This is a genomic window from Mycobacterium sp. URHD0025 (genome assembly GCF_000426065.1).
Taxonomy (GTDB): domain Bacteria; phylum Actinomycetota; class Actinomycetes; order Mycobacteriales; family Mycobacteriaceae; genus Mycobacterium.
Map to the genome: position 1 here is coordinate 219989 of NZ_AUEQ01000001.1, position 22197 is coordinate 242185.

Below are 22197 nucleotides of genomic sequence, written 5' to 3' on the forward strand. Positions count from 1 at the left end.
TACGGCCACGATGACGACCGCCCGAACACGACCCGGTCATTGCTTATATTGTGAGCGTATGTTCATATAGTAAGCATGACGTGACTCGCGTCATACCCTGCCATCACTGAGGCCTGGGCCATACTCCGCACTTCACGAGTGCGCCCCAATGGAGATAAGCGCATGTCAGACGTCGCCATCATGATCAATACGGCGGTGGCCATCCTGGCCGTCGTGGTGTTGATCGTGCGGTTCAAGTTCAACCCCGTGGTCTCACTGGTCCTGGGATCTCTCTACCTGGGGCTGGCCACCAAACTCGGTGTCGAGAAGACCGTCGAGACCGTCGCGGACGGCTTCGGCGACATCATGGCCGAGGTCGGACTCCTGATCGCCTTCGGCGTGCTGATGGGCGCCATGCTGCAGGAGATGGGCGCGATCCAACGCCTCGTCGGCTCGCTGCTCCGGATCTTCGGGCCCAACCGGATGCCCTACGCGATGTCACTGACCATCGCCACGGCGTTGCAGTCGATCTTCCTCGACGTGCTGCTGGTGATGTCGGCGCCCCTGGCCCGCAATCTCGCCACCAAGATCGGGAAGAACGGCACCGCCCGGATGGCCACCGCGATGGCGATCGGTCTCGAGTGCGGCATCGTGCTCACGGTTCCCGGTGTCGGAGCCCTCGCGCTGGCCGGTCTACTCCAGGTACCGCTCGGCAAGATGCTGCTGTGCGGCGTGGCCCTGGTCATCCCCACCGTCGCGATCTCCGTCGCCATCATGAGCTTCCTGTTCAACCGCGGTTGGTGGAATCCCGAGCGCGACGAACAACCTTTCCTCGGCGCTGAACCGGATACCGGCGGCGCCGCCGCCGCGACCGACGACTCCGACGTGGCAGACGGCGGTTCGGGTTCAGTTGCCGTCGCCACCAAAACCGCTCCGGTGCGCCAGCAGACGCCGCTGCTGGTCCTGCTCGGACCGCTGCTCGGGTCGCTGCTGCTCATCGCCACCGGCGCCATCCTCGACGTCGCGGGAGTTCACAATCCGATCATCGCCTTCATCTCGGAACCGATCGTGGCACTGCTGCTCGGCCTGATCGGCACCAGCATGGTCGGCCGCTACGCCTTCGGCGCCGAGTATGTCGAGCGGGCGATCGCGACCGGGTTCAAAGAAAGCGGTCAGATCCTCATCCTCACCGGGGTCGGTGGATCGCTGGCGGCCACCATCAAGGCGACGGGGCTCGGCGACATTCTCGGCGAGTACTTCACCGCAAGCCATGCGGCGCCGTTGCTCATGGTGTGGGTGGTCGCGGCGGTCCTGCACATCGCGGTCGGGTCGGTGACGATCTCGGCGATCACCTCGGCGGGCATTCTCGCGCCCGTCGCACCCATTCTCGGCCTCGACCCGGTACTGCTGGCGCTGGCCGCAGGCGCCGGCTCGCTGTTCGCCGTCCACGTCACCAGCAACACCTTCTGGTTGCTGCAGTCCCTGCTCGGGCAGACCACTCGCGGGACGCTCAAGACCTGCACAGTCGGCGTCTCGGTCGCCTCGGTGGTGGCGATCCTGTTGATCCTGCCCGCAAGCGCCCTGTTCTGACCGATCTCGAAAAATAGGAATCATCATGACCGACAACGACATCCGCCCGCTGAGCGGGGTGAGGGTCCTCGAGCTCGGCAACTACATCGCCGCCCCCACCGCCGGTCGCATGCTGGCCGACTTCGGCGCCGAGGTCATCAAAGTGGAACGGCCCGGCACCGGCGACGAATTGCGCAACTGGCGGCTGTACGCCGGTGACACCTCGATGCTCTACCGCACGATCAACCGCAACAAGAAATCGATCGTGTTGGATCTCAAGTCGGCGGAGGGCCGCCAACTCGTCCTGGATCTGGTGCGCCACTGCGACGTGCTGCTGGAGAACTTTCGGCCAGGCACCCTGGAGAAATGGGGCCTGGGGCCAGAAGTCCTCAACGAGGCCAACCCCGACCTGGTGATCACCCGCATCTCGGCATTCGGGCAGACCGGTCCGCTCGCGGACCGGCCCGGGTTCGCCGCGGTCGCCGAAGCGGTCGGCGGTATGCGCGAACTGGTGGGCGACCCGGACCGCGCGCCGGTTCGCGTCGGCGTCTCGATCGGCGATTCGATCGCGGGCATCTACGCCGCGTTCGGCACCGTGATGTCGTTGTTCCAGCGTGAGGCCAACCGCGCGCAAACACCAGTTCCGTTGGCACAGCGCATCATCGACGTCGCGCTCAACGAATCGATCCTGTCGGTGATGGAGTCGCTGGTGCCCGACTACCTGGCCTACGGCGTGAAGCGGGAACGCGTCGGCGGCCGCATGGAGGGCATCGCCCCGAGCAATGCCTATCCGTGCAAGGACGGCACCAGCATCATCATCGCAGGCAACGGGGACGCCATCTACGGCCGCTACATGCAGACCATCGGGCGGCCCGATCTGGCCGACGACCCTGATCTGCAGACCAACGCCGGGCGGTGGCTGCGCCGCGACGAACTCGATGCCGCGATCGCCGAGTGGACCATGCGGCACACCCGCGATGAGGCGCTCGCTGTGCTCGATGAGGCCGGGGTGCCCTCGGGACCCATCTATACCGCCGCCGATATCTGTGCCGACGAACAGTACGCGGCGCGAAACATGATCCAGGATTTCGCCGTCGACACCGGCGGTGACCGACCCGCGAAGGTGGGGTTCCCCGGCATCGTGCCGGTGATCGGCGGAACATCGCTGCCCATTCGCAACGTCGGACCGGACCTCGGCGAGCACACCGAACAGGTGCTGTCCGAACTCCTCGGCGCCGACGCAGGAGGACCTCGATGACCTATCCCTACGCTCCGCAAGCAATCCTGCGCGACGTCACGCTGCGCGACGGGTTGCAACTGACCGGGAAACTGCTGCCCACCGAGCGCAAGATCCACATCGCCCGCGAGCTACTGAGTTTCGGCGTCCCGGAGCTGGAGGTCGGGTCCATGGCCCGCGGTGATCTGGTGCCGCCGATGGCCAACACCCTCGACGTCATCGCCGAACTGACCGCCGAGGAACTCCGGCGTTGTTGGGTCTGGGTGGCCACGCCCCGCCATGTGGAGAAAGCCGCCGCAGCCGGGGCCCGCAACTTCCAGTACTGCCTGTCGGCGTCCGACAAACACAACCAGGCCAACATCGGTCGGAGCACCGAAGCGAGCCTGGCCGCGTTTCCCGACGCCGAACAGATCAGCCGCGCAGTCGGCGGCACCATCGAGTTGTGCATCGCGACGGCCTTCACGTGCCCGTTCGACGGCGAGGTCCCGATGGATCGGGTGATCGCGATCGCCGACGATCCGCGGACCGACGGCGCGGCCGACCTCGTCCTGTGCGACACCCTGGGACAAGCTGTCCCGGCCCAGGTGAGTCGCCTGTTCCGTGCCGCCCGAGAGCGGACTCCGCAGCGGCGCTTGGTGTTCCACGGCCATGACACGTGGGGTCTGGGCGTGGCCAACACCCTGGCCGCCGTCGACGCCGGAGCCACCATGGTCGACGGGTCACTGGGCGGCCTCGGCGGCTGCCCGTTCGCGCCCGGTGCGAGCGGAAACACCTCCACCGAGGATCTGCTGTTCGCCACGCAACCCTCCTGGTTCACCCCCGACATCCTCGAATCGATGATCGGTCTGACCGACACGATGCTGGCCGAACTCGGTGAACCCAACCGGTCCAAGACCGCGCAGGGTGCACGATCGGAAGCTCACGCTTTTCCATGGGTGGTCGCGGGTGGGCCCCACTGATGCCCACCGACTTCCTGGTCACCACCGCGCTACCCGATCCCGGCATGGCCATGCTTCACGAGGCAGGCAGTGTGGAGCTGCCGGCTGCGCGGTTGTCGCCGTCGGAGCTGGGGCAAGCTTGTCAGTCCGGCGAATTCCGGGTTGTCGTCGCACAATTGGGAGACATCTTCGATGACGTACTCCTCAAAGACGCAGCGGTCAGCGGGATCAGCAACTACGCCGTCGGGGTGAACAACATCGACATCGCCAGCGCCACCCGGCATTCGATCCTGGTGGGCAACACCCCCGGTGTGCTCACCGACGCGACAGCCGACCTCGCGATGTTGCTGATTCTCGGCGTCGCCCGGCGGTGTGTGGAGGCCGACCAGTTCGTGCGGGCCGGCAAGTTCACCGGATGGCAACCTGAACTACTACTGGGCCACGACATCACCGGAAAGACCTTGGGCCTCGCGGGCTTTGGCCGGATCGCCCGGGCCACTGCCCGCCGCGCCCTCGCCTTCGGCATGCAGGTGGCCTTTTGTCCTCGCCCACCCGGTGATCGGCCGGTGTCCGACGAGGAGCTCGGCGAGTTCGCCGGGAAGGTCACCCACCTGAGCTGGCCGAAACTGGTGGAAGCAAGCGACGTCCTTTCCCTGCACGTCCCACTGACCGACACGACCCACCACCTCGTGAACGCCGACGTACTGGCCCGAATGAGAACGAGTGCCATCCTGGTCAACACCGCACGCGGACCCGTCGTCGACGAACAAGCACTCGTCGGCGCCCTGGCCAACGGTGTCATCGCGGGCGCCGGACTCGATGTCTATGAAGCAGAACCGGTTCTCGCCCAGGGGCTCGCGGCATTGCCCAACACTGTGCTGCTACCCCATCTCGGCAGCGCCACCGTCGCCGTCCGCGCCGACATGGCCCGGCTGTGCGCCGCAAACGCGGTCGCGATGGCGCGCGGGGAGATGCCGCCTCACCCGGTCAACCCGGAGGCCTGGCGTCCCGATCACTGAGGGCTGCCAGGCCCGTTCACACCCCTGCTCGTCCACCGATCGTCCGTGTCACCTGCTCGGCATACCCGACCAGCAGATCGACCCACGCCTCGCATTGCTCACGCGGCATCCGTAGCGTCGGGCCGCTGATCATCAACGCGCCGACGATCTCTCCGGAGGCATCGAACACCGGGGCCGACAGACCCGACGCCGAGTCCTCACGTTCACCCGTGCTGATCGCGTAGCCGTCGGCGCGGGCCTGGTGGATCAACGCCCGCAACTCATCCGGACTTGTCACCGTGCCGTCGGTCATGGGTTCCAGCGGGCCGGCCAGGATCTCCTCCGCCAGCATCGGATTCCACGCCAGCAGGATGCGGCCCGCCGAGCCCGCATGCAGTGGAATCAACTTGCCTACGTACATGCTTCGCCGCAACGCATGGTGCGTCTCGGCGATCGCCACGCACACCCGGTAACGCTGCTCGGTGCGAAAGAAACACGCCGTCTCACCCGTCTTGTCGCGCATCTCCGCCAGCACCGGCTTGAGAACCTGCAAAATGTCGATGTCTTTCATCGCCGACGACGCCCAGAACGCCATCCGCGTCCCGATCCGGATCTGATCGCCCGCGCGGTCCAAGAACCCCTGCGCCGCCATGTTGGTGACGAGCCTCTGGACCGTCGAGGTGGGCAATCCGGTCACCTGCTGCAACTCACCCAACGTCATCGACGGTTTGGCGAGTGAGAATGCGTCCAGAATCTCGGTGATCTTGCCGAGAACCAGCAGCGGCTTGTGCTTGCTCGACCCGCTGTCGACATCTGCTGGCATCCCGTCATTTTATCGTCCGCGCACCACGCGTGACCTGACCCGGCGGCGGGTATCCCCTTGATGGCCGGAACTACCGTCCGGTACGGCCCGACGTATGGAGGTCGGCGATGACTGTCACCGGAGAAGTCAACGAACGACAAGCCAGGCAGGTCGCCGAGCAGGCGCGCGAAGCCCAGTGGCGCCAACCCAGTTTCGGCAAGGAACTCTTCCTCGGCAGGTTGCGGCTGGACCTGGTCCATCCGTATCCGCGCGGTCCGGCCGAAACGACGGAGCGTGGCGAGTCCTTTCTGACGAAGTTGCGGCTGTTCTGCGAGACGCAGATCGACGCAGCGGTCATCGAACGCGACGCGCAGATCCCCGACAAGGTGATCCGGGGGTTGAAAGAGCTCGGCGCCTTCGGCATGAAGATCTCCACCGAATACGACGGGCTCGGCCTGTCACAGGTGTACTACAACAAGGCGCTCGCCCTGGTCGGCTCGGTACATCCCGCGCTGGGTGCGCTGCTTTCGGCACACCAGTCGATCGGCGTACCCCAGCCGGTGTCGATGTTCGGGACACCGGAACAGAAACGCACCTGGTTGCCCCGGTGCACGCGGCAGATCAGCGCATTCCTGCTCACCGAACCGGATGTGGGCAGTGACCCGGCGCGACTGCACGCCACCGCCACCCCGGACGGCGACGACTACCTGCTCAACGGCGTCAAACTGTGGACCACCAACGGCGTCATCGCCGATCTGCTGGTGGTGATGGCTCAGGTGCCGGCAAGCGAAGGCCACAAAGGCGGCATCACCGCATTCGTCGTCGAGGCGGACAGCCCCGGCATCGTCGTCACCAACCGCAACGCGTTCATGGGGCTGCGCGGAATCGAGAACGGTCTGACGAAGCTGACCGACGTGCGGGTACCGGCCGCCAACCGCATCGGCCGCGAAGGCGAAGGGCTGAAGATCGCGCTGACCACCCTCAACGTGGGACGGCTCTCGCTGCCGGCGGTGTGTACCGGGACGGCGAAGTGGTGTCTGAAGATCGCCAGGGAATGGTCGAAGGAACGCGTGCAGTGGGGCCGGCCCGTCGGCGAGCACGACGCGGTGGCGGGCAAGGTCGCGTTCATCGCCGCAACGGCCTACGGCATCGAGTCGATGGTCGAGCTCGCCGGTGAGCTGGCCGACGCCGGGCGCACCGACATCCGGATCGAGGCTGCCCTGGCCAAGCTCTACGGGTCGGAAATGACATGGCTGATCGCCGACGAGCTGGTGCAGATCCGGGGTGGCCGCGGCTTCGAGACGGCCGAGTCGCTGGCCGCCCGTGGTGAACGCGGGGTGCCCGTCGAGCAGATCCTGCGAGACATGCGCATCAACCGCATCTTCGAGGGTTCGACCGAGATCATGCACCTGATGCTGGCCCGCGAGGCGGTGGACGCGCATCTGTCGGTCGCCGGAGACATCATCGACCCCGACACCGATCTGAAACACAAAGCGCAAGCCGCCGCCCAGGCCGGCAAGTTCTATGCGCGCTGGTTACCCACCTTGGTCACCGGAAAGGGCCAGCTGCCAACGTCGTTCGGCCAGTTCGGACCGCTGGCCGAGCACCTGCGCTATGTCGAACGGGCCAGCCGCAAGCTCGCCCGCTGCACCTTCTACGCGATGTCGCGATGGCAGGGCAAGCTGGAATACAAGCAGCGCTTCCTCGGCCGGATCGTCGATATCGGAGCGGAGCTGTTCGCGATGACGGCGGCCTGCGTCCGTGCGCACGCCGACCCGGCGACCTCCGCTGCGGAGCTGGCCGACGCGTTCTGCCGCCAATCCCGCGTACGGGCCGAGCAGCTGTTCACCCAGCTCTGGGACAACAGTGACGAGTCCGATCGCGCGGTGGCACGGGGCGTGCTTGCCGGGCGCTACACCTGGCTGGAGGACGGGATCATCGATCCGTCGATCGAAGGGCCGTGGATCGCCCAGGAGGGCGGCGACGTGGCCGAGGATGTGCACCGTGTCATCAGTTGAAGAAAGTACTTGCGCACGTGAACAAGTCACCTCGGAGTGCTTCCTGAGAGCCGGGCACGCTCGTAGAATCAGTGGGTTATGACGACCCCGTCTAACGCGCATGGCGGCGCATGGGGACATTGGCCGCATACGGCGCCTGCGCTCGATCACCGTCTCACCCGCAGACAGGCGCGTCAGATGAGTCGCCGGTTCGCCGGGGTGGGCGTGGGTATCGCCGCGGCCCGGCTTCGCGAAATCTCCTGCGGTGCGCCGGCCGCGGACACTGAACTGGAACGTGTCGAATTCGCCTTCGTGGCAGACGAACTCATGAAGGACGAGCGGATCGCGAAGTTGGCACGCGGCAAGCAGCGGTGCGTGTCGTGGTTCGTGGTCGTCGTCATGGGGCTGATCATGTTCGGTTCACTGCTGTGCATGGTCGTGCTGATGTTGAGCCTGATGCAGCACTCGGCACCGTTCTGAGAGCGCGCTCAGTCGAACGCGACGCTGAAGTACTGCGTCTCCTGGAACTCGTACAGACCTTCACGGGCACCTTCACGACCGAGCCCGCTCTGCTTCATCCCGCCGAACGGCGTCGACGGGTCTGACACGATGCCCCGGTTGATGCCGACCATGCCCGCGTCGAACGATTCCGCGAGCCGCAGCGCGTCCTGCAGTCGCCCGGCGTAAACATAAGCAGCCAAACCATATTCGGTATCGTTGGCCCAACGCAGCAGATCCTCCTCGCGCTCCCACACCACGACAGGAGCAACGGGTCCGAAGATCTCGTCGGCCAGGATCTCCGCATCCGGGGCGACACCGGTCAGCAGCGTCGGCGCGACGAACCAGCCCTCGGCCGGCGTCTGGGCCTGCGCGGCGATCACGGCACCGCCGGCCACCGCGGCATCGATCGCGGCGGCCACTCGCGAAGCCGCGCGCTCGCTCACCAGTGGACCGACCTGCGAAGCCGGATCTGACGCCGGCCCCACCCGCAGGGCCGCGACCTCGGCGCCCAACCCGGCGACGAACTCGTCGACGACCGAAGCGTGCACATAGAACCGGTTGGCCGCGGTACAGGCCTGACCTCCACCGCGGAACTTGGCCACCATCGCACCCGCGATCGCCGCTTCGATGTCGGCGTCGGCAGTCACTACGAACGGGGCGTTGCCGCCGAGTTCCATGCTGGCGTTGACGATCCGGTCGGCAGCCTGCTTGAGCAGCACGCGGCCGACGCCCGTGGACCCGGTGAACGACACCTTGCGGACCCGGTCATCGCTCAGCCAGTGCTCGACCACGGCGGCCGCGTCGGTGGTCGGCACCAGGTTCACCACGCCATCGGGAACGCCTGCGGCCGCGAGGATTCCGGCTATCGCCAATGCCGTCAGGGGCGTCTCGGCCGCCGGTTTGAGGACGACGGTGCATCCCGCGGCCAGGGCCGGGGCGATCTTGCGGGTCGCCATGGCCGCCGGGAAGTTCCACGGCGTCACCAATGCGGCGACCCCGACAGGCTTGTGCGTGACGAGGGTGCGGGTTCCACCCGCGGGGCTGACGCCGTAGGCGCCGTCGGTCCGCACCGCCTCCTCGGAGAACCAGCGGAAGAACTCGGCCGCATAGCCCACCTCGGCGCGCGCGTCGGCCTGCGACTTGCCGTTCTCCGCACAGATCAGGGCGGCCAGCCGCTCGGTGTCGGCGACCATCAGATCGAAGACGCGGCGCAGAATGTCGCTGCGTTGCCGCGGGCTGGTCCTGGCCCAGGCACCGAATGCCCGGTGCGCGGCGTCCACCGCCGAGCGGGCGTCCGCAACCGTGCCGTCGGCGACCTCGGCGAAGGCCTGGCCGGTGGCCGGGTCGTGCACCTCGAACGTCGTGGCGGCACCGCGGGCTTGTCCGTCGATGAGGATGCCGTGCTTGGTGTCCAGCTCGGCGATGGCATTCTGCGTGTTCATTACATCTCCAGGGATCGAGCCGGACGGGCGGTCAGCGGGTCTCGGCGAAGATGGCGGCCAGGATGTCCAGCCCCTCTGCGAGGAGGTGATCGGGCATCGACAGCGGCGGCAGGAACCGCAGCACGTTGCCGTAGGTGCCGCAGGTCAGCACGACCAGACCCTGGGCGTGGGCGGCAGTCGACACCCGCTTGGCGAGGTCGGCGTCGGGCTCGGTGGTGCCCGCCTTGACCAGCTCGACGGCGATCATGGCGCCGCGACCGCGGACCTCGCCGATCCGCGAGTCCTCGGCGGCGATCGCGTCGAGGCGACCGACCATGGTCTTCTCGATCTGCCGGGCACGGGCGAGCAGTCCGTCACGCTCGATGGTGTCGATGACCGCGAGCGCAGCGGCACAGGCGATCGGGTTGCCGCCGTAGGTGCCGCCGAGGCCGCCGGGCTGCGGGGCGTCCATGATCTCGGCGCGGCCGGTGACGGCCGACAGCGGCAGTCCGCCGGCGATGCCCTTGGCGGTGACGATCAGATCGGGCACGACGTCGTCGTGCTCGACGGCGAACATCGCACCGGTACGCGCGAAGCCCGACTGCACCTCGTCGGCCACGAAGACAGCGCCGTTGTCGGTACACCAGTTCTGCAGTGCGCGCAGGAAACCCGGTGCGGGAACGATGAATCCGCCTTCGCCCTGAATGGGTTCGATCACCACGGCGGCGACGTTGTCGGCGCCGACCTGCTTGTCGATGAGGTCCAGGGCGCGGGCGGCCGCAGCGGCACCGTCGGTCTCGCCGTCACGGAACGGGAAGGACGTGGGCACCCGGTACACCTCACCGGCGAACGGCCCGAAGCCGTGCTTGTACGGCTGATTCTTGGCGGTCATGGCCATGGTGAGGTTGGTGCGGCCGTGGTAGGCGTGGTCGAACACCACCACGGCCTGCCTGCCGGTGTGGACGCGGGCGATCTTCACCGCGTTCTCGACGGCCTCAGCGCCGGAGTTGAACAGCACGCTGCGCTTCTCGTGGTCGCCCGGCGTGAGCCGGTTCAGCTCCTCGGCCACCCGCACGTAGCCCTCATACGGCGTGACCATGAAGCATGTGTGGGTGAACGCGGCGACCTGCTGGGTGACCGCGTCGACGACGGCGGGCGCGCTGTTGCCGACGGTGGTCACGGCGATGCCGGAACCGAAGTCGATCAGCTGGTTGCCGTCGGCGTCCACGAGGATTCCACCGCCTGCGGCCACCACGTAGACGGGCAGTGTGGTCCCGACGCCGCCCGCGACCGCGGCAGTCTTCCGTGCCTGCATCTCCTGCGAGATGGGGCCCGGAATGGCGGTGACGAGCCGGCGTTCCTGGGTGACGGCCGCACCCGCGATCTCAGCGATGGTCACGTGTTCCTCCTGCAGCTGGCGGTAGTTGCCCTCACGCTAGGGAACGACGAACGTTCCAGGCAGGTCTGAAATGCACATTGCGCCACTCACGCGATGTGCAAAAATGCCATATGGTTCTGGTCAGCGACGTCCTGGATGTGCGCGTGCTCGGCTTGCGCGCAGTCGAGGTGTCCCGTCCCGAGGCCGCGGTCCGCTGGGTCGCGACGAGTGAACTCGCCGACCCGGGCCCGTTCCTGGAGGGCGGCGAGATCCTGCTGACCACTGGGCTGGAAACCGGCGCCTGGCGTGACGAGTGGGACGGCTACGTGCGCAGGCTTGCCGACGCCGGCGTGGCTGCAGTGGGCTTCGGCGTGGGGCTCACCCACGAGGAAATTCCGACTGCCCTCGCCGACGCATGCCGCCGGTACCAGGTCAACCTGTTGGAGGTTCCTGGGCCCACCACGTTCGTCGCAGTCAGCCGGCACGTCGCGCACCTGCTGGAGGAGCAGGAATCGGCCGAGACACGCGACTCGCTCAAGACGCAGCGCAAGCTCATCTCGGCCGCGGCCAAACCGGATCCCGCCGTTGCCGTCATCACGGCCCTGGCCGCGGCCATCGACGGGGCGACGTGCCTGATGAATCCCGACGGCCGGGTCCTGACGGGTCCGGTCGGCAGCCGTCGCGGTGAGCTGCCGCTCGACGAGGTCGCCGATGACGTCAAGCGATTGCAGGCTCACGGATTGCGTTCGGCTGCGGCACAGTCCAATCCGACGCACTCCGTGTCGGTCCAGCCCATCGGACTGCGCGGCCGGGCGTCGGCCTACCTGGCCGCGCTGATGCCGGCTCGGGCATCGGAAGGACAACGCCAGGCCGTGACGACGGCGGTGGCCCTGCTGGGGCTCATCGACGAGCAGCACCGCAGCCGAGCGACAACCCGACAGCACCTGCGCAGCCGCGCGCTCGAGCTTCTCACCGAAAGTGATTACCACACAGCGCAATTGGTATTGGAGGTCGACCAGCCGGGTTCCGAACTGCCGAAGCGTATCCGCTTCCTGCGGGCCGCGGGGGACGACTCCGCCATCGAAGTCGCGGCAGCCATGCTGGAGCGGCGCGGCATCCTCGCCGGGATCTACGCGGGTGAGCTGTGCGCGGTCGCCGAACCCTCACGCACAGAGGCGACCGGTGCCCTGCTGGCCGGCGACGGGCTGCAGGTCGGCGTCGGCAACACGGTGTCGCCCGGCGACGGGGCAGCCGGCTACCGCACCGCTGGGCTGGCGCTCGCCCAGGCCACCGAGGTGTCGGGACCGGTGATGTGGGATCGGGTGATCGACCACGGTCCCCTCGGCCTGATCGACCCCGAGAAAGCCACGGCATTCGCCGAATCCTGGTTGCACGGGCTCGATTCCGAGCAACGCGAGACGCTGCGGTGTTTTCTTCGCCACCACGGTTCGCGGCTCAAGGTGGCCGAAGAGCTCGGCCTGCACCGCAACACCGTGCGCAACCGGCTCGCGGCCATCGAGGCCGCGCTGCCCGGCAAGCTCGACGATCCGCAGACTCGCGTGAGCGCGTGGATCGCTCTGCAGTCGACCCCGGAAAATACTCAGCCCTTGAAGTAGACGATCTGGTGGCTCGTGGCCAGCAAAGTCGTGTCACGGCCCCACAGGTGCGCTGTCTGGTCGAAGTAACCGCGCGAAAATCGTTGCGCCCGTGCGGTGGCGAGCACGAAGTCATCACCCTGAGCCGCGATTTGTTCGTCGTCGGCATGGAAGTACGTCGTGATCGACACCGTACCGGCGGGCACGAACTGGCCCTGCCGCAGGAAAACCCGGGGGTAGAAGATGTCGCTCACAGAGGCCAGCGCCGCGAAATCCATTGCCCTGGGCGGATTGTTGCGCACCCACAACGTCGTGGTCGACGAGCCGGATGCCGCACCCTCCTCAGGCATGCCGCCGTCGACGAAACGCAAGTCGTAGTTGTCGAACCACACCACGCCGAACGGCGGGACCGACCGGACGATCTCCTCGGGTGCCGGGGCTGCCGGCGGTGCCACCTCGGTGTCAGCCCAGGTGTCGCGCCGCAATCCGAAGATGGCCGTCGCGGTGGTCTTGGCGTCGCCGTCCTGGCTGAGCTCGACGATCCAGTGCTGATTGGACCGGTTGGTCTTGACGGCCCTGGTCGCGATGTCGAACTCGCCGTCGGAGATCGGGGCCAGGTAGTTGACGGTCAGCGCGATGGGCTGGCCATGGCACTGCGGATGCAGCTCGACCGCCCGCACGATGGTGGCCGCGGTGACGCCGCCGAACGGGCCCACCATGTTGGCCCACTCCGGGATTGTGCGGCCGCGCCAGCGATCGTCGCCGGACGGTTCGAGTTCCAGGGCCTTGTCGAAGGGATGCACCCGGCCACAGTACCCACGCTGCCGAATGCCACTCCGCTCAAGCCACGTTGACCGCTTGGCGCACCGGTTCACTGCGGTAACGCGACGCGGGGCCGTCGATTCGCAGAATCCGCCACAGCACCTTGGCGATCGGGTTCATCAGACCCGTGTCCTCGGCAAGCATCCTCACATCGCCGTAGATCTCGCGCAGCAGCGCCCTGGAATTGGGCGACCGCCAGTAGATGTCCTTCTTGACCGACCGCGGAATGTCGAACTCACGCCAGAAGGAGCGCGGAGGTTTGGCGATGAGCTTGGCGGCCAGACGGAAGCTCAGCGGATACATGATCGACAGCCCAAATCGGTTGAACCGCCGCATCTCCGGGATTCGCCTGCGCAGAAACTCGTGAGCGAATGAAATATGGCGAGCTTCCTCCGCGACGTGGATCGCCATCACGCGCTCCATGATCGGGTGGACGTTGCCGCCCTCGCGCAGGATGGATTTCTGCAGGTGGTCGATCGGCTCCTCGCCACACAACACCATCATGAAGAAGAACACCGGCATCGGACTCGCGAACAGCGGGGGCAGCCAGTGGATCCATCTGAGCCATCGCACCAAACCCGGGGCGTCCACGCCTGTGTGGTTCACCAGTTCCTGGAACATCAGGGTGTGGTTGCACTCTTCCACCGCCTCGTGCAGGCAGTACCGGTATTCGGGGCTGCCGTTGGGAACCCAGAACGTGTAGTTCAGGATGCCCCGGATCAGCATGCTCTCGAATTGCAGGCCGGCCCTCGCGACATTCGCCTGACGCCACATGCCGATCGCGATCTGCTTTTCCAGCGGCTGCGCCTGGTACCACGGGTTCCCGCCCATGGGGTCACTTTTGGACAGCACCCAGCGCGGGTCGTTCGCGGTCACCGTGAACTCCGGCGAATCCCACGGGATGTCCAGGTATGGGTTGAAATTACGGTGCACGGATCCCGCGGACAGGGTCTCCAGCCTCGCGCAGTAATCCGCGTCGTCGCCGACCTCCATCCGGTCCCGCCACCGACGGACCGCCTTCGTCACTGGCATGGCGCTCTCTCCCCTGTGCGTCTCGGGCTCTATCTACCGGGACCGCGAGTCCCACTCCCCTACGTATGGGACTCCATGTCCCATACGATTGTCAAGGGTTGGCGGTCCTACCTCGAAGCACCTACCGCGAAGGGTTGGCTCACCGAGCAGGATCTGCCGGGCGGGCCACGCCCTCGATCACGTCTCCGACCGTCTGGTCTCGACCCACGCACAATCCGCTGCGCCGAGCCGCACCCTCGAGCAGGTACCACGCGTAGTCGGCAACGTCACGCACGATCTGGGCACTGCTGCGCACCGGCGACGGATCCGACAACCACCGCGTGAAGGTGCCATCGACCATCGTCACCACCGCCCAGGGCAGCGTCCGCAACGGCTCGTAATCGACGCCGACCTTCCCCGCGATCTCCGACAGCAGGCCGTCGATGAGCGTCTCGAAGCGACGGCTGAGGCGCTGTACCGCGTCCACGTCCGCAGTGTCATCATCGGTCGGGCCGGTGCCGAGAAAGGCGTACCACGCAGGGTGGTCGACCCGCCAACCAAGCAGGGAGCCAGCGGTTCTGGTGACGATCTCGTCGATCGATCCGGTCGAGAAATCCAAGTTCATCTCATACATCTCGAAGCACTCGTCGAGGATGAAAGTCCGGACACGACGATCGAAAGCTTCCCGACTGTCAAACTGCCGGTAGAACACCGACCTGGCCAGGCCTGCCCGATTGGCTATCTCCTCTACGCTGGCCTCGCGGCCGACCGGGTGCTCGTCCAACAGCGCCGCAGCGGCCTCGACAAGACGTGCACGCCTGGCGGAATTGTGTTCAGACCAGCGGGCATCGTGGACCGGCTGCGCCTCGCCGGCGCCGTCATCGGCTGCACGGGGACCGGTCCCCACGTCGTCATCCCCACTTTCACGCTCGGCGGACTAGAGGTCGCGACAGGACTGTGTGGACCGAGTGTTCCACAGCGGGACCTCTGTCCACGGCCATGTCACCGCGAAGGCGTCCGGGGCCGACCCAGCCCCAGCGCCTGCTGCGCGATCATGTTGCGGAACACCTCGAGGGTTCCGCCGTAGATACCGGTCGGCCCGGCCAACCGGAAGATGTACTCGGCGCCACCGTCGTCGGCGGCCCCGGCCGTGCCGACCGGCAGCGCGCCCGCCGATCCGAGAATGTCCATGAGATCCGGGGAGACATCGCGCATGGTCTGGGCAATGGCCACCCGCCCGTACATGCCCGGGCTGCTCAACGCGGCCTCCAACCGGGCGATGCCACGGCCCAGCCGGTAGCGCGCTGCCGCGTCCTCGGGAGCCACCGCTGCCACCCGGTCCACCGCTTCGGCCATCAAGTTGATGTGCTCGGTCATGGTGGCGAGCTTCTGCAGGCCGCGGGTCTCGCGTTCGAACGTGCCGTGTTCGAGTTCGAGCGCACCGCGCAGCACCGTCCAGCCACCGTTCACCTCGCCGATGCGGTAGCGATCGCTGACCCGGACATCGCTGTAATAAGTGATGTTGGTGCGGTCGCCGTCGACGGTGCGGATCGGCTGGATCTCGACCCCGGGTGAATCCAGCGGCACCAGGAACATGGTCAGGCTCTTGTGCTTGGGCGCGGCCGGGTCGGTGTTGGTCAACAGGAACACGTATCGGGCGTTGTGCGCATTCGAGGTGAACATCTTGGAGCCGTTGACAACCCAGCTCGATCCATCCGCTTCCCGTACCGCACGGGTCTTGCAGGTGGCGACGTCGGATCCGCCCTCGGGCTCGGTGAAGCCCAGGCACAGCCGCAGGCTTCCGTCCAGGACACCTGGCAGCACATCATCCATAAGCTCGGCCGACGCGAACTTCTCCACCGTGTGCGCGACCATCGCGGTCGTTCCCCAGTGGAACCATGGCGTGTGGGCCCGGCCGATCTCCAACTCCCAGATCCGGCGCCGGACCGCGCTGAATCCACCGTCGGCCTCTGCCTGGTAGTCACCGGCCAGGTATCCGGCCTCCCCCAGGGCCAGATGCACTGTCTCATCGAAGTTCTCGCCGGTCTGACGATCGCGCTCGATCACCTCATCGGTGACGATGCGGGCCAGGAACGCCCGCAGTTCGTCGCGAAAAGCCAGGTCCTCCTCGGAGAGCTCGACATGGGAGAAGTCCATCAGGACACCGTGACACTTGTGGACTCATTTGTAAAGGTAACGGCCCTGTCGGAACCTTCCTCGACGCGGCGGGCGAATTTCACTCACCATGGAGACCTCACAAAACTCGGACTGGGAGCGTCTACAGGGTGTGAAAGCCAAACCGCCGTTTGAGACCGTGGTTCGCGACCACGGCCCCACCGTCTTTCGGGTCTGCTGCGCGATCGTCGGCGCGGGCGACGCCGACGACGCCTGGTCGGAGACGTTCCTGGCGGCACTGAAGGCTTACCCCGATCTGCCCGACGGCACCAATTTCGAGGCCTGGCTGGTGACCGTCGCGCATCGCAAAGCCATCGACCTCACCCGGACCCGGACGCGCCAACCCATGCCGACCGACGTCGTCCCCGAAACACCCGGCCCCCGCAGCGGGGAGAGCTTCGACGATCTGACCGCCGCGGTCGACCAGCTTCCGCACAAGCAGAAACACGCCGTGGCCTATCACTATCTGGCCGGTCTGCCCTACGACGAAATCGCCGCGATTCTCGGCGGCACCGCAGCGGCCGCACGCCGCGCCTCCAGCGACGGCATCGCCACGCTACGACGCATCTATCTCAAAGGAGAGGCCCATGAGTAACGACGGCATCGTCGGCGACCTGGCCCGAATCACCCAGCCGGGCAATGGCAAGCTGACCGAACTGCACAACCGCCTGGCGGCCGCAGCCCAGCGCGACGGTCTCCTCGACATCGCCTACCGCACCGTCGACAGCCCGGTCGGCCCACTGTTGCTGGCGGCCACCGAGCAGGGACTGATCCGTGTTGCCTACGCTCGCGAAGACCACGACGCCGTGCTGCAGCACCTCGCCGATGCGGTGAGCCCACGCATCCTGAACGCGCCGGCGCGCCTCGACACCGCAGCCCGTGAACTCGACGAGTACTTCGCCGGGACGCGGCGCAGCTTCGACCTGCCGCTGGACTGGCGGCTCGCTGCCGGCTTCCGCGGCACAGTGCTGCATCACCTGGCCGAGATCAGCTACGGGCAAACCGCCAGCTACGCCGCGGTCGCGACGCTGGCCGGCAGCCCCAAAGCGGTGCGCGCCGTGGGGACCGCTTGCGCGAGAAACCCGCTGCCCGTGGTGGTTCCCTGTCACCGCGTGGTCCGCAGTGACGGCGCGATGGGTGGCTACCTCGGTGGCACGGAGGCCAAGCGCCTGCTGCTCGACCTGGAGGCCGCGGCATGAGCAGTACGACCTCCTGGCAGCAACGGGTGGACGCCACCGACTGGAGCGTTGTCAGCGATGAACTCGACAACACGGGATGCGCGTTGACGGGACCCTTGCTGACTCCGGCGGATGCCACCGACATCGTGGCGCTGTATACCGATGTGTCCCGGTTCCGCTCGACGATCGACATGGCCCGCTACCGATTCGGCGAAGGTCAGTACCGCTACTTCCGGCAGCCCTACCCGCCGGCCGTGACAGCGCTGAAGAAAGCGCTGTATCCACACCTGCTGCCGATCGCCCGCACCTGGTGGGATCGGCTCGGCCGGGAAGCACCGTGGCCCGATGACTTCGACGACTGGCTCCAGATGTGCCACGCGGCCGGTCAGACCAAGTCGACGGCGATCCTGCTGAAATACGGTGCCGGGGACTGGAATGCGTTGCACCGCGACCTCTACGGCGAGTTGATCTTCCCGCTCCAGGTCGTGATCAATCTGACCGACCCGGACGTCGACTACACCGGAGGCGAGTTCCTGCTCTACGAACAGCGCCCTCGCGCGCAATCGCGCGGCACCGCCACCGTCATCCCTCATGGGCACGGGCTGGTGTTCACCACCCGCGACCGCCCGGCCAAGTCGGTGCGGGGGTGGTCGGCGGCACCCATCCGGCACGGTGTCTCCACCGTCCGCTCCGGGACCCGGTTCACCCTGGGCCTGGTCTTCCACGACGCCGCGTGAAGCGCTATGTCCTGATCGGCGCCGACGGTCGACCTCATCGCAGCACCATCCCGGGAACCATTGGGGGACACCGCCGTAGCAAGATATACGGCCGGCTCGACTGCCCCTCGGCGCTGCGCGCCATCACCGCCGGCGGCTACGTCAGCCACCGGGTGTTCTTCGCCGACACGCAGACAGCTGCATCGGCCGGTTATCGACCCTGCGCCGTCTGCCTACCCGATGCCTATCGGCGGTGGAAGCGGACTAACCCGTAGGCACCGGCAGGGCCGCGGTGTCGTCGTCACCCTCACGCGGTACCCGTCGTGACGCCGGCTTCCGAAAATGGTTGTCCCCGCGGGGATAAACCACTTGCGGCCACCAGAACCACCGGCCCAGCAGGGTCGCGATCGACGGCATCAGCAGTGACCGCACGATCAACGTGTCCAGCAGCAGGCCGATCGCGATGGTCGACCCCATCTGGGCCAGCACGACGAGGTCGCTGCCCAGCATGGCCGCCATGGTCGCGGCGAACACCATGCCCGCCGACGTCACCACGCCGCCGGTGCCGCCCATCGAGCGGATGATGCCGGTCTTGAGGCCCGCGTGGATCTCCTCCTTGAACCGGGAGACCAACAGCAGGTTGTAGTCCGATCCGACCGCCAGCAGGATGATCACCGACATCAGCATCACCAGCCAGTGGACGTGGATGCCGAACAGGTCCTGCCACAACAACACCGAGATGCCGAACGATGCCGCGATCGAACTGGCGGCGGTGCCGACGATCACAGCGGCCGCCACCATGCTGCGGGTGATGATCAGCATGATGATGAAGATCAACGTCAAAGCCGACACGACCGCGATCATCAGGTCGTAGCGAGCGCCGTCGCTCATGTCCTTGTAGGTCGCCGCGACGCCGCCGAGATAGATCTTGGCGTCCGACAACGAGGACATCTTCAGGCCCTCCTGCGCGGCGGTGCGCTCGGCGTTGACCCGTGCGATGCCCTCCGGCGTCGCCGGATCGGTCTGATGGGTGATGAACATCCGCGCCGACTTCCCGTCGGGCGAGAGGAACATCTTCAGACCGCGCTCGAAGTCGGGGTTGGTGAACGCCTCCGGCGGCAGATAGAACAGGTCGTCGTTCTTGGCGTCGTCGAAACTCTGCCCCATCGCCAAGGCGGTGTCGTTCATCGCCTGCATCTGGTCGATCAGGGCCTTCTGCGAGTTGTACGAGGCCAGTGACAGGTCCCGGCTGGTTTTCATCGACGCGATGGTCTGCGGCAGCAGCGCAGTCAACTTCGGTGCCAGGTCCGCCAGCTGGTCGGTGTTGACCTGCACCGAACTCGTCTTGTCGGTCAGTTCGTCAATCCCGTCCAAGGCGTCGAAGACGGATCTCACCGCGGCGCACATGGGGATGTCGAAGCAGTGCGGTTCCCAGTAGAAGTAGTTGCGCATCGGCCGGAATTGATCGTCGAAGTTGGCGATGTTGTCCCGCATCTTCTTGGTGACCTCGAGCAGCTCCTGCGACTTGGCCGCCGAGTCCTGCGTGAGCTGGGTCTGCCGCAGCGAGAGTCGATACTGCTCTTCCAGGATCGAGATCGAAACATTGGTGGCGTCAACCATTCTCAGCTGATTGGCCAACTGCTCCCGCTGGAAGGGCAGGTTCAGATTGCTGGTCTGCCCTTGGATGGCGGTCTGGAACGGAATCGAGCTGTGCTGGATCGGGATACCCAATGGACGCGTGATGCTCTGCACCATCGCGATGCCCTCGGTACGCAGCACGTTCTTGGCGACCCGGTCCAGCACCAGCATGTCGGCCGGGTTGCGCATGTCGTGCGTGGATTCGACCATCAGGATGTCCGGATTCATCCGGGCCTGGGTGAAATGCCGGTCGGCAGAGGCGAATCCGACGTTCACTGGCGCATCGGTCGGCAGGTACCACCGGTCGTTGTAAGCAGGTTTATAGCCGGGCACGGCCACCACACCGATCAGTACCACGAACGCGCTGGCCACCAGGACCGGTGCCGGCCAGCGGACCACCGTGGTGCCGACCTTGTACCAGAACCGGCCCTTCGCCGTCTTTTTCGGCTCGTACAGACCGATCTTGGCGCCCAGGTAGAGGACCGCGGGCCCCATCGTGACCGCGGACGCGACCACCACGATCATCCCGATCGCCACGGGCGCACCCATGGTGCTGAAGTAGGGAAGCCGGGCGAAGCTCAGGCAATAGGTGGCGCCGGCGATCGTCAGGCCCGATCCGATGATGACCGGCGCGACGGACTTGAACGTGGCGTAGTAGGCGTCTTCTCGGTCCAGCCCCTGGCTTCGGTCCTCGCGGTAGCGGCCGAAGATGAAGATGCCGTAGTCGGTCGCGGCGGCGATGGCCAGCATCGTGAGGATGTTGCCCGCGAAGGTGGTCAGCCCGAACACGTCGTGGGTGGCCAGGACCGAGACCAAACCGCGCGACGACAGCAGCCCCACACCGGTTAACAACAGCTGCACCAACGTGGTACGGATCGACCGGTAGACGATCAGCAGCATCACAGCGATGGCGATCAACGTGTACAGGGTGATGGTGGCCAAGCTCGCGTTGCCTATGACATGCAGGTCGTCGGTCAGCGCGGCCGGACCGGCGACGTAGGCCTGGACGCCCGGCGGGGCCGGGGTTTCCTTGATGACGTCGCGGACCTTCTCCACGCCTTCGTTGGCGAGCGTCTGGCCCTGCTCGCCGGCCAGGTTCAGCATCACGTAGGACGCTTTGCCATCGGCGCTCTGCGCGCCGGCCGCGGTGAGCGTGTCACCCCAGAAGTCTTGGATGTGCTGAATGTGCTCGGGATCCTCGCGCAGTTTGCGGATGATCTCGTCGTAGTACTTGTGCGCGTCAGGGCCCAGCGCTTGCTGCCCCTCGACGACGATCATCACTGTGCTGTTGGAGTCGAACTCACCGAAGTTGGCGCCCATTCGCTTCATCGCGATCATCGACGGCGCGTCTTCGGGCGCCATCGGCGCCGAGTGGAGTTCGCCGACCACCTCTAGCTGCGGTGCGATGACGTTCACGACGACGGCAAAGGCGATCCAGAACAGCACGACCGGAATCGAGAGGATTCGCAGTGCGTGCGCGAAGTAGGGACGGTGGCCCCGATCGTTCTTGGCGTGGGCGGCTGTGGAAGACGTCATGCGGACTTCACCAAGCAGTAGGTCTGGGGTTTGATCCCATTGGCTGATTGCTCCTCACGGACAATGCCGTTCACGGTGACACGGCAACCGATTTCGCTGCCGTCGCCCAGCGCCATGAGATTGGCGCTGACCGTGGGCAACGTTGTCGACAAGCTGACCGACCAGGGCAGCGTGGCGGTGATCTGATGCACCTTCGCGTCCGGGTCGAAATAGCTGATCTGGGCGGATGCCCCCGGCGGCCCGTACACGTCGTAGACGAGGATCTTCGGATTGAACTGGACGATCTCGATGCCTGCGCCCGCGTTCGCATTGAGATCTTCGGAACCGAACATCCGATGCAGGCGCGAGACCACCAGTCCCGACACCGCGAGCACGACCACCAGAACCAACGGAATCCAGGCATTCTTCATCAGCCGAGCACCCCGACCAGGACTCACCGATACCTCCCGACGATTATTCGAACCCGTCAACCGCGATTGCCGCCGATCGGCGAATTAGTTCGAATAACTATGCATTGCGCGGTGAAACATTACACCCGTTGACAACCCATCGCAGTCGCGATGCATTCCTGTGAATTACCTGAGAGGGCTGTACTGCGGCTTTCCCGCGACCGATGACCACGGCGTCGCGAGACTGGCGAGAGCCGCACTCCGCCATGCCGATTGGCGCTCGCCCAGTCCATTGCGCTATTATTATACATAGGTTT

Annotated in this window: 20 protein-coding genes; 11 read left to right on the forward strand and 9 right to left on the reverse strand. The window is 66.2% G+C overall.

Going from position 1 to position 22197, the window contains the following annotated elements; genetic code table 11:
• The first annotated feature begins 162 nt into the window (after positions 1–162).
• From H977_RS0101030 to H977_RS0101045, 4 genes are read left to right on the forward strand one after another with little or no spacing between them, the layout of a single operon-like run.
• A complete protein-coding gene (locus H977_RS0101030) occupies positions 163–1569 on the forward strand; it encodes a GntP family permease (protein WP_029106122.1) in 1407 nt (468 codons plus the stop codon).
• Positions 1570–1594: 25 nt separating this feature from the next.
• Positions 1595–2806 carry a CaiB/BaiF CoA transferase family protein gene (locus H977_RS0101035; protein ID WP_036474745.1) on the forward strand — a complete coding sequence of 404 codons (1212 nt, stop codon included), beginning with the start codon at positions 1595–1597 and terminating at the stop codon, positions 2804–2806.
• On the forward strand, positions 2803–3744 hold the full coding sequence (locus H977_RS0101040; RefSeq protein WP_029106124.1) for a hydroxymethylglutaryl-CoA lyase: 942 nt from the start codon (positions 2803–2805) through the stop codon (positions 3742–3744). The genes H977_RS0101035 and H977_RS0101040 overlap by 4 nt, the downstream gene beginning before the upstream one ends.
• The gene (locus H977_RS0101045) at positions 3744–4742 is read left to right on the forward strand and encodes a 2-hydroxyacid dehydrogenase (protein WP_029106125.1); all 999 of its coding nucleotides are present in this window, start codon (positions 3744–3746) and stop codon (positions 4740–4742) included. Before H977_RS0101040 ends, H977_RS0101045 begins: the two co-directional genes overlap by 1 nt.
• Positions 4743–4758: 16 nt before the next feature.
• Here H977_RS0101045 and H977_RS0101050 read toward each other — a convergent pair whose 3' ends face one another.
• Positions 4759–5544 carry an IclR family transcriptional regulator gene (locus H977_RS0101050; protein ID WP_029106126.1) on the reverse strand — a complete coding sequence of 262 codons (786 nt, stop codon included), beginning with the start codon at positions 5542–5544 and terminating at the stop codon, positions 4759–4761.
• 107 nt (positions 5545–5651) lie between these two features.
• Here H977_RS0101050 and H977_RS0101055 point away from each other — a divergent pair, with 107 nt between their 5' ends.
• Both H977_RS0101055 and H977_RS0101060 read left to right on the forward strand, forming a co-directional pair.
• A complete protein-coding gene (locus tag H977_RS0101055) occupies positions 5652–7541 on the forward strand; it encodes an acyl-CoA dehydrogenase family protein (RefSeq protein ID WP_029106127.1) in 1890 nt (629 codons plus the stop codon).
• 78 nt (positions 7542–7619) lie between these two features.
• Entirely contained in the window at positions 7620–8000 is a 381-nt protein-coding gene (locus tag H977_RS0101060; RefSeq protein ID WP_029106128.1) for a hypothetical protein, read from the forward strand.
• Between the two features lie 8 nt (positions 8001–8008).
• Here the strand turns inward: H977_RS0101060 and H977_RS0101065 are convergent, their stop codons facing one another.
• Together H977_RS0101065 and gabT are read right to left on the reverse strand one after the other, a co-directional pair.
• Complete coding sequence (locus tag H977_RS0101065) at positions 8009–9463, reverse strand: NAD-dependent succinate-semialdehyde dehydrogenase (protein ID WP_029106129.1); 1455 nt, start codon at positions 9461–9463, stop codon at positions 8009–8011.
• A 31-nt stretch (positions 9464–9494) separates the two neighbouring features.
• Positions 9495–10841, reverse strand: a complete 1347-nt coding sequence (gene gabT, locus H977_RS0101070) for a 4-aminobutyrate--2-oxoglutarate transaminase (RefSeq protein ID WP_029106130.1) — start codon at positions 10839–10841, stop codon at positions 9495–9497.
• 110 nt (positions 10842–10951) lie between these two features.
• On the opposite strand from gabT, the gene H977_RS0101075 reads away from it, so the two are divergent.
• Positions 10952–12436: a PucR family transcriptional regulator gene (locus tag H977_RS0101075; protein ID WP_029106131.1), complete on the forward strand. Its 1485-nt coding sequence runs from the start codon at positions 10952–10954 to the stop codon at positions 12434–12436.
• On the opposite strand, the gene H977_RS0101080 is transcribed toward H977_RS0101075, so the two are convergent.
• The 4 genes from H977_RS0101080 to H977_RS0101095 all read right to left on the reverse strand — a co-directional run bounded on the left by H977_RS0101080 (position 12421) and on the right by H977_RS0101095 (position 16405).
• Complete coding sequence (locus tag H977_RS0101080; RefSeq protein WP_029106132.1) at positions 12421–13218, reverse strand: acyl-CoA thioesterase; 798 nt, start codon at positions 13216–13218, stop codon at positions 12421–12423. The two genes, H977_RS0101075 and H977_RS0101080, sit on opposite strands and share 16 nt — an antisense overlap.
• 37 nt (positions 13219–13255) lie before the next feature.
• Positions 13256–14269, reverse strand: coding sequence for an AurF N-oxygenase family protein (locus tag H977_RS0101085; RefSeq protein ID WP_029106133.1), 1014 nt, complete (start codon positions 14267–14269; stop codon positions 13256–13258).
• 139 nt (positions 14270–14408) lie between these two features.
• Positions 14409–15155: a TetR/AcrR family transcriptional regulator gene (locus H977_RS32200; protein ID WP_051288502.1), complete on the reverse strand. Its 747-nt coding sequence runs from the start codon at positions 15153–15155 to the stop codon at positions 14409–14411.
• Positions 15156–15250: 95 nt separating this feature from the next.
• Positions 15251–16405, reverse strand: coding sequence for an acyl-CoA dehydrogenase family protein (locus H977_RS0101095; protein WP_029106134.1), 1155 nt, complete (start codon positions 16403–16405; stop codon positions 15251–15253).
• A gap of 88 nt (positions 16406–16493) precedes the next feature.
• Here H977_RS0101095 and H977_RS0101100 point away from each other — a divergent pair, with 88 nt between their 5' ends.
• The 4 genes from H977_RS0101100 to H977_RS34620 are packed head-to-tail and all read left to right on the forward strand — an operon-like array spanning position 16494 to position 18592.
• Positions 16494–17018: an RNA polymerase sigma factor gene (locus H977_RS0101100; protein WP_029106135.1), complete on the forward strand. Its 525-nt coding sequence runs from the start codon at positions 16494–16496 to the stop codon at positions 17016–17018.
• Positions 17011–17622 (forward strand): methylated-DNA--[protein]-cysteine S-methyltransferase, encoded by a 612-nt coding sequence (locus H977_RS0101105; RefSeq protein WP_029106136.1) that lies wholly within the window; start codon positions 17011–17013, stop codon positions 17620–17622. Before H977_RS0101100 ends, H977_RS0101105 begins: the two co-directional genes overlap by 8 nt.
• A complete protein-coding gene (locus tag H977_RS0101110; protein WP_029106137.1) occupies positions 17619–18338 on the forward strand; it encodes a 2OG-Fe(II) oxygenase in 720 nt (239 codons plus the stop codon). Before H977_RS0101105 ends, H977_RS0101110 begins: the two co-directional genes overlap by 4 nt.
• Positions 18335–18592, forward strand: a complete 258-nt coding sequence (locus H977_RS34620; protein WP_081681561.1) for an Ada metal-binding domain-containing protein — start codon at positions 18335–18337, stop codon at positions 18590–18592. The genes H977_RS0101110 and H977_RS34620 overlap by 4 nt, the downstream gene beginning before the upstream one ends.
• Here H977_RS34620 and H977_RS0101115 read toward each other — a convergent pair.
• Together H977_RS0101115 and H977_RS0101120 are read right to left on the reverse strand one after the other, a co-directional pair.
• Positions 18582–21491 (reverse strand): MMPL/RND family transporter, encoded by a 2910-nt coding sequence (locus H977_RS0101115; RefSeq protein ID WP_029106138.1) that lies wholly within the window; start codon positions 21489–21491, stop codon positions 18582–18584. The genes H977_RS34620 and H977_RS0101115 overlap by 11 nt on opposite strands.
• Positions 21488–21901: an MmpS family transport accessory protein gene (locus tag H977_RS0101120; protein WP_036474748.1), complete on the reverse strand. Its 414-nt coding sequence runs from the start codon at positions 21899–21901 to the stop codon at positions 21488–21490. The genes H977_RS0101115 and H977_RS0101120 overlap by 4 nt, the downstream gene beginning before the upstream one ends.
• Between the last annotated feature and the right edge of the window lie 296 nt (positions 21902–22197).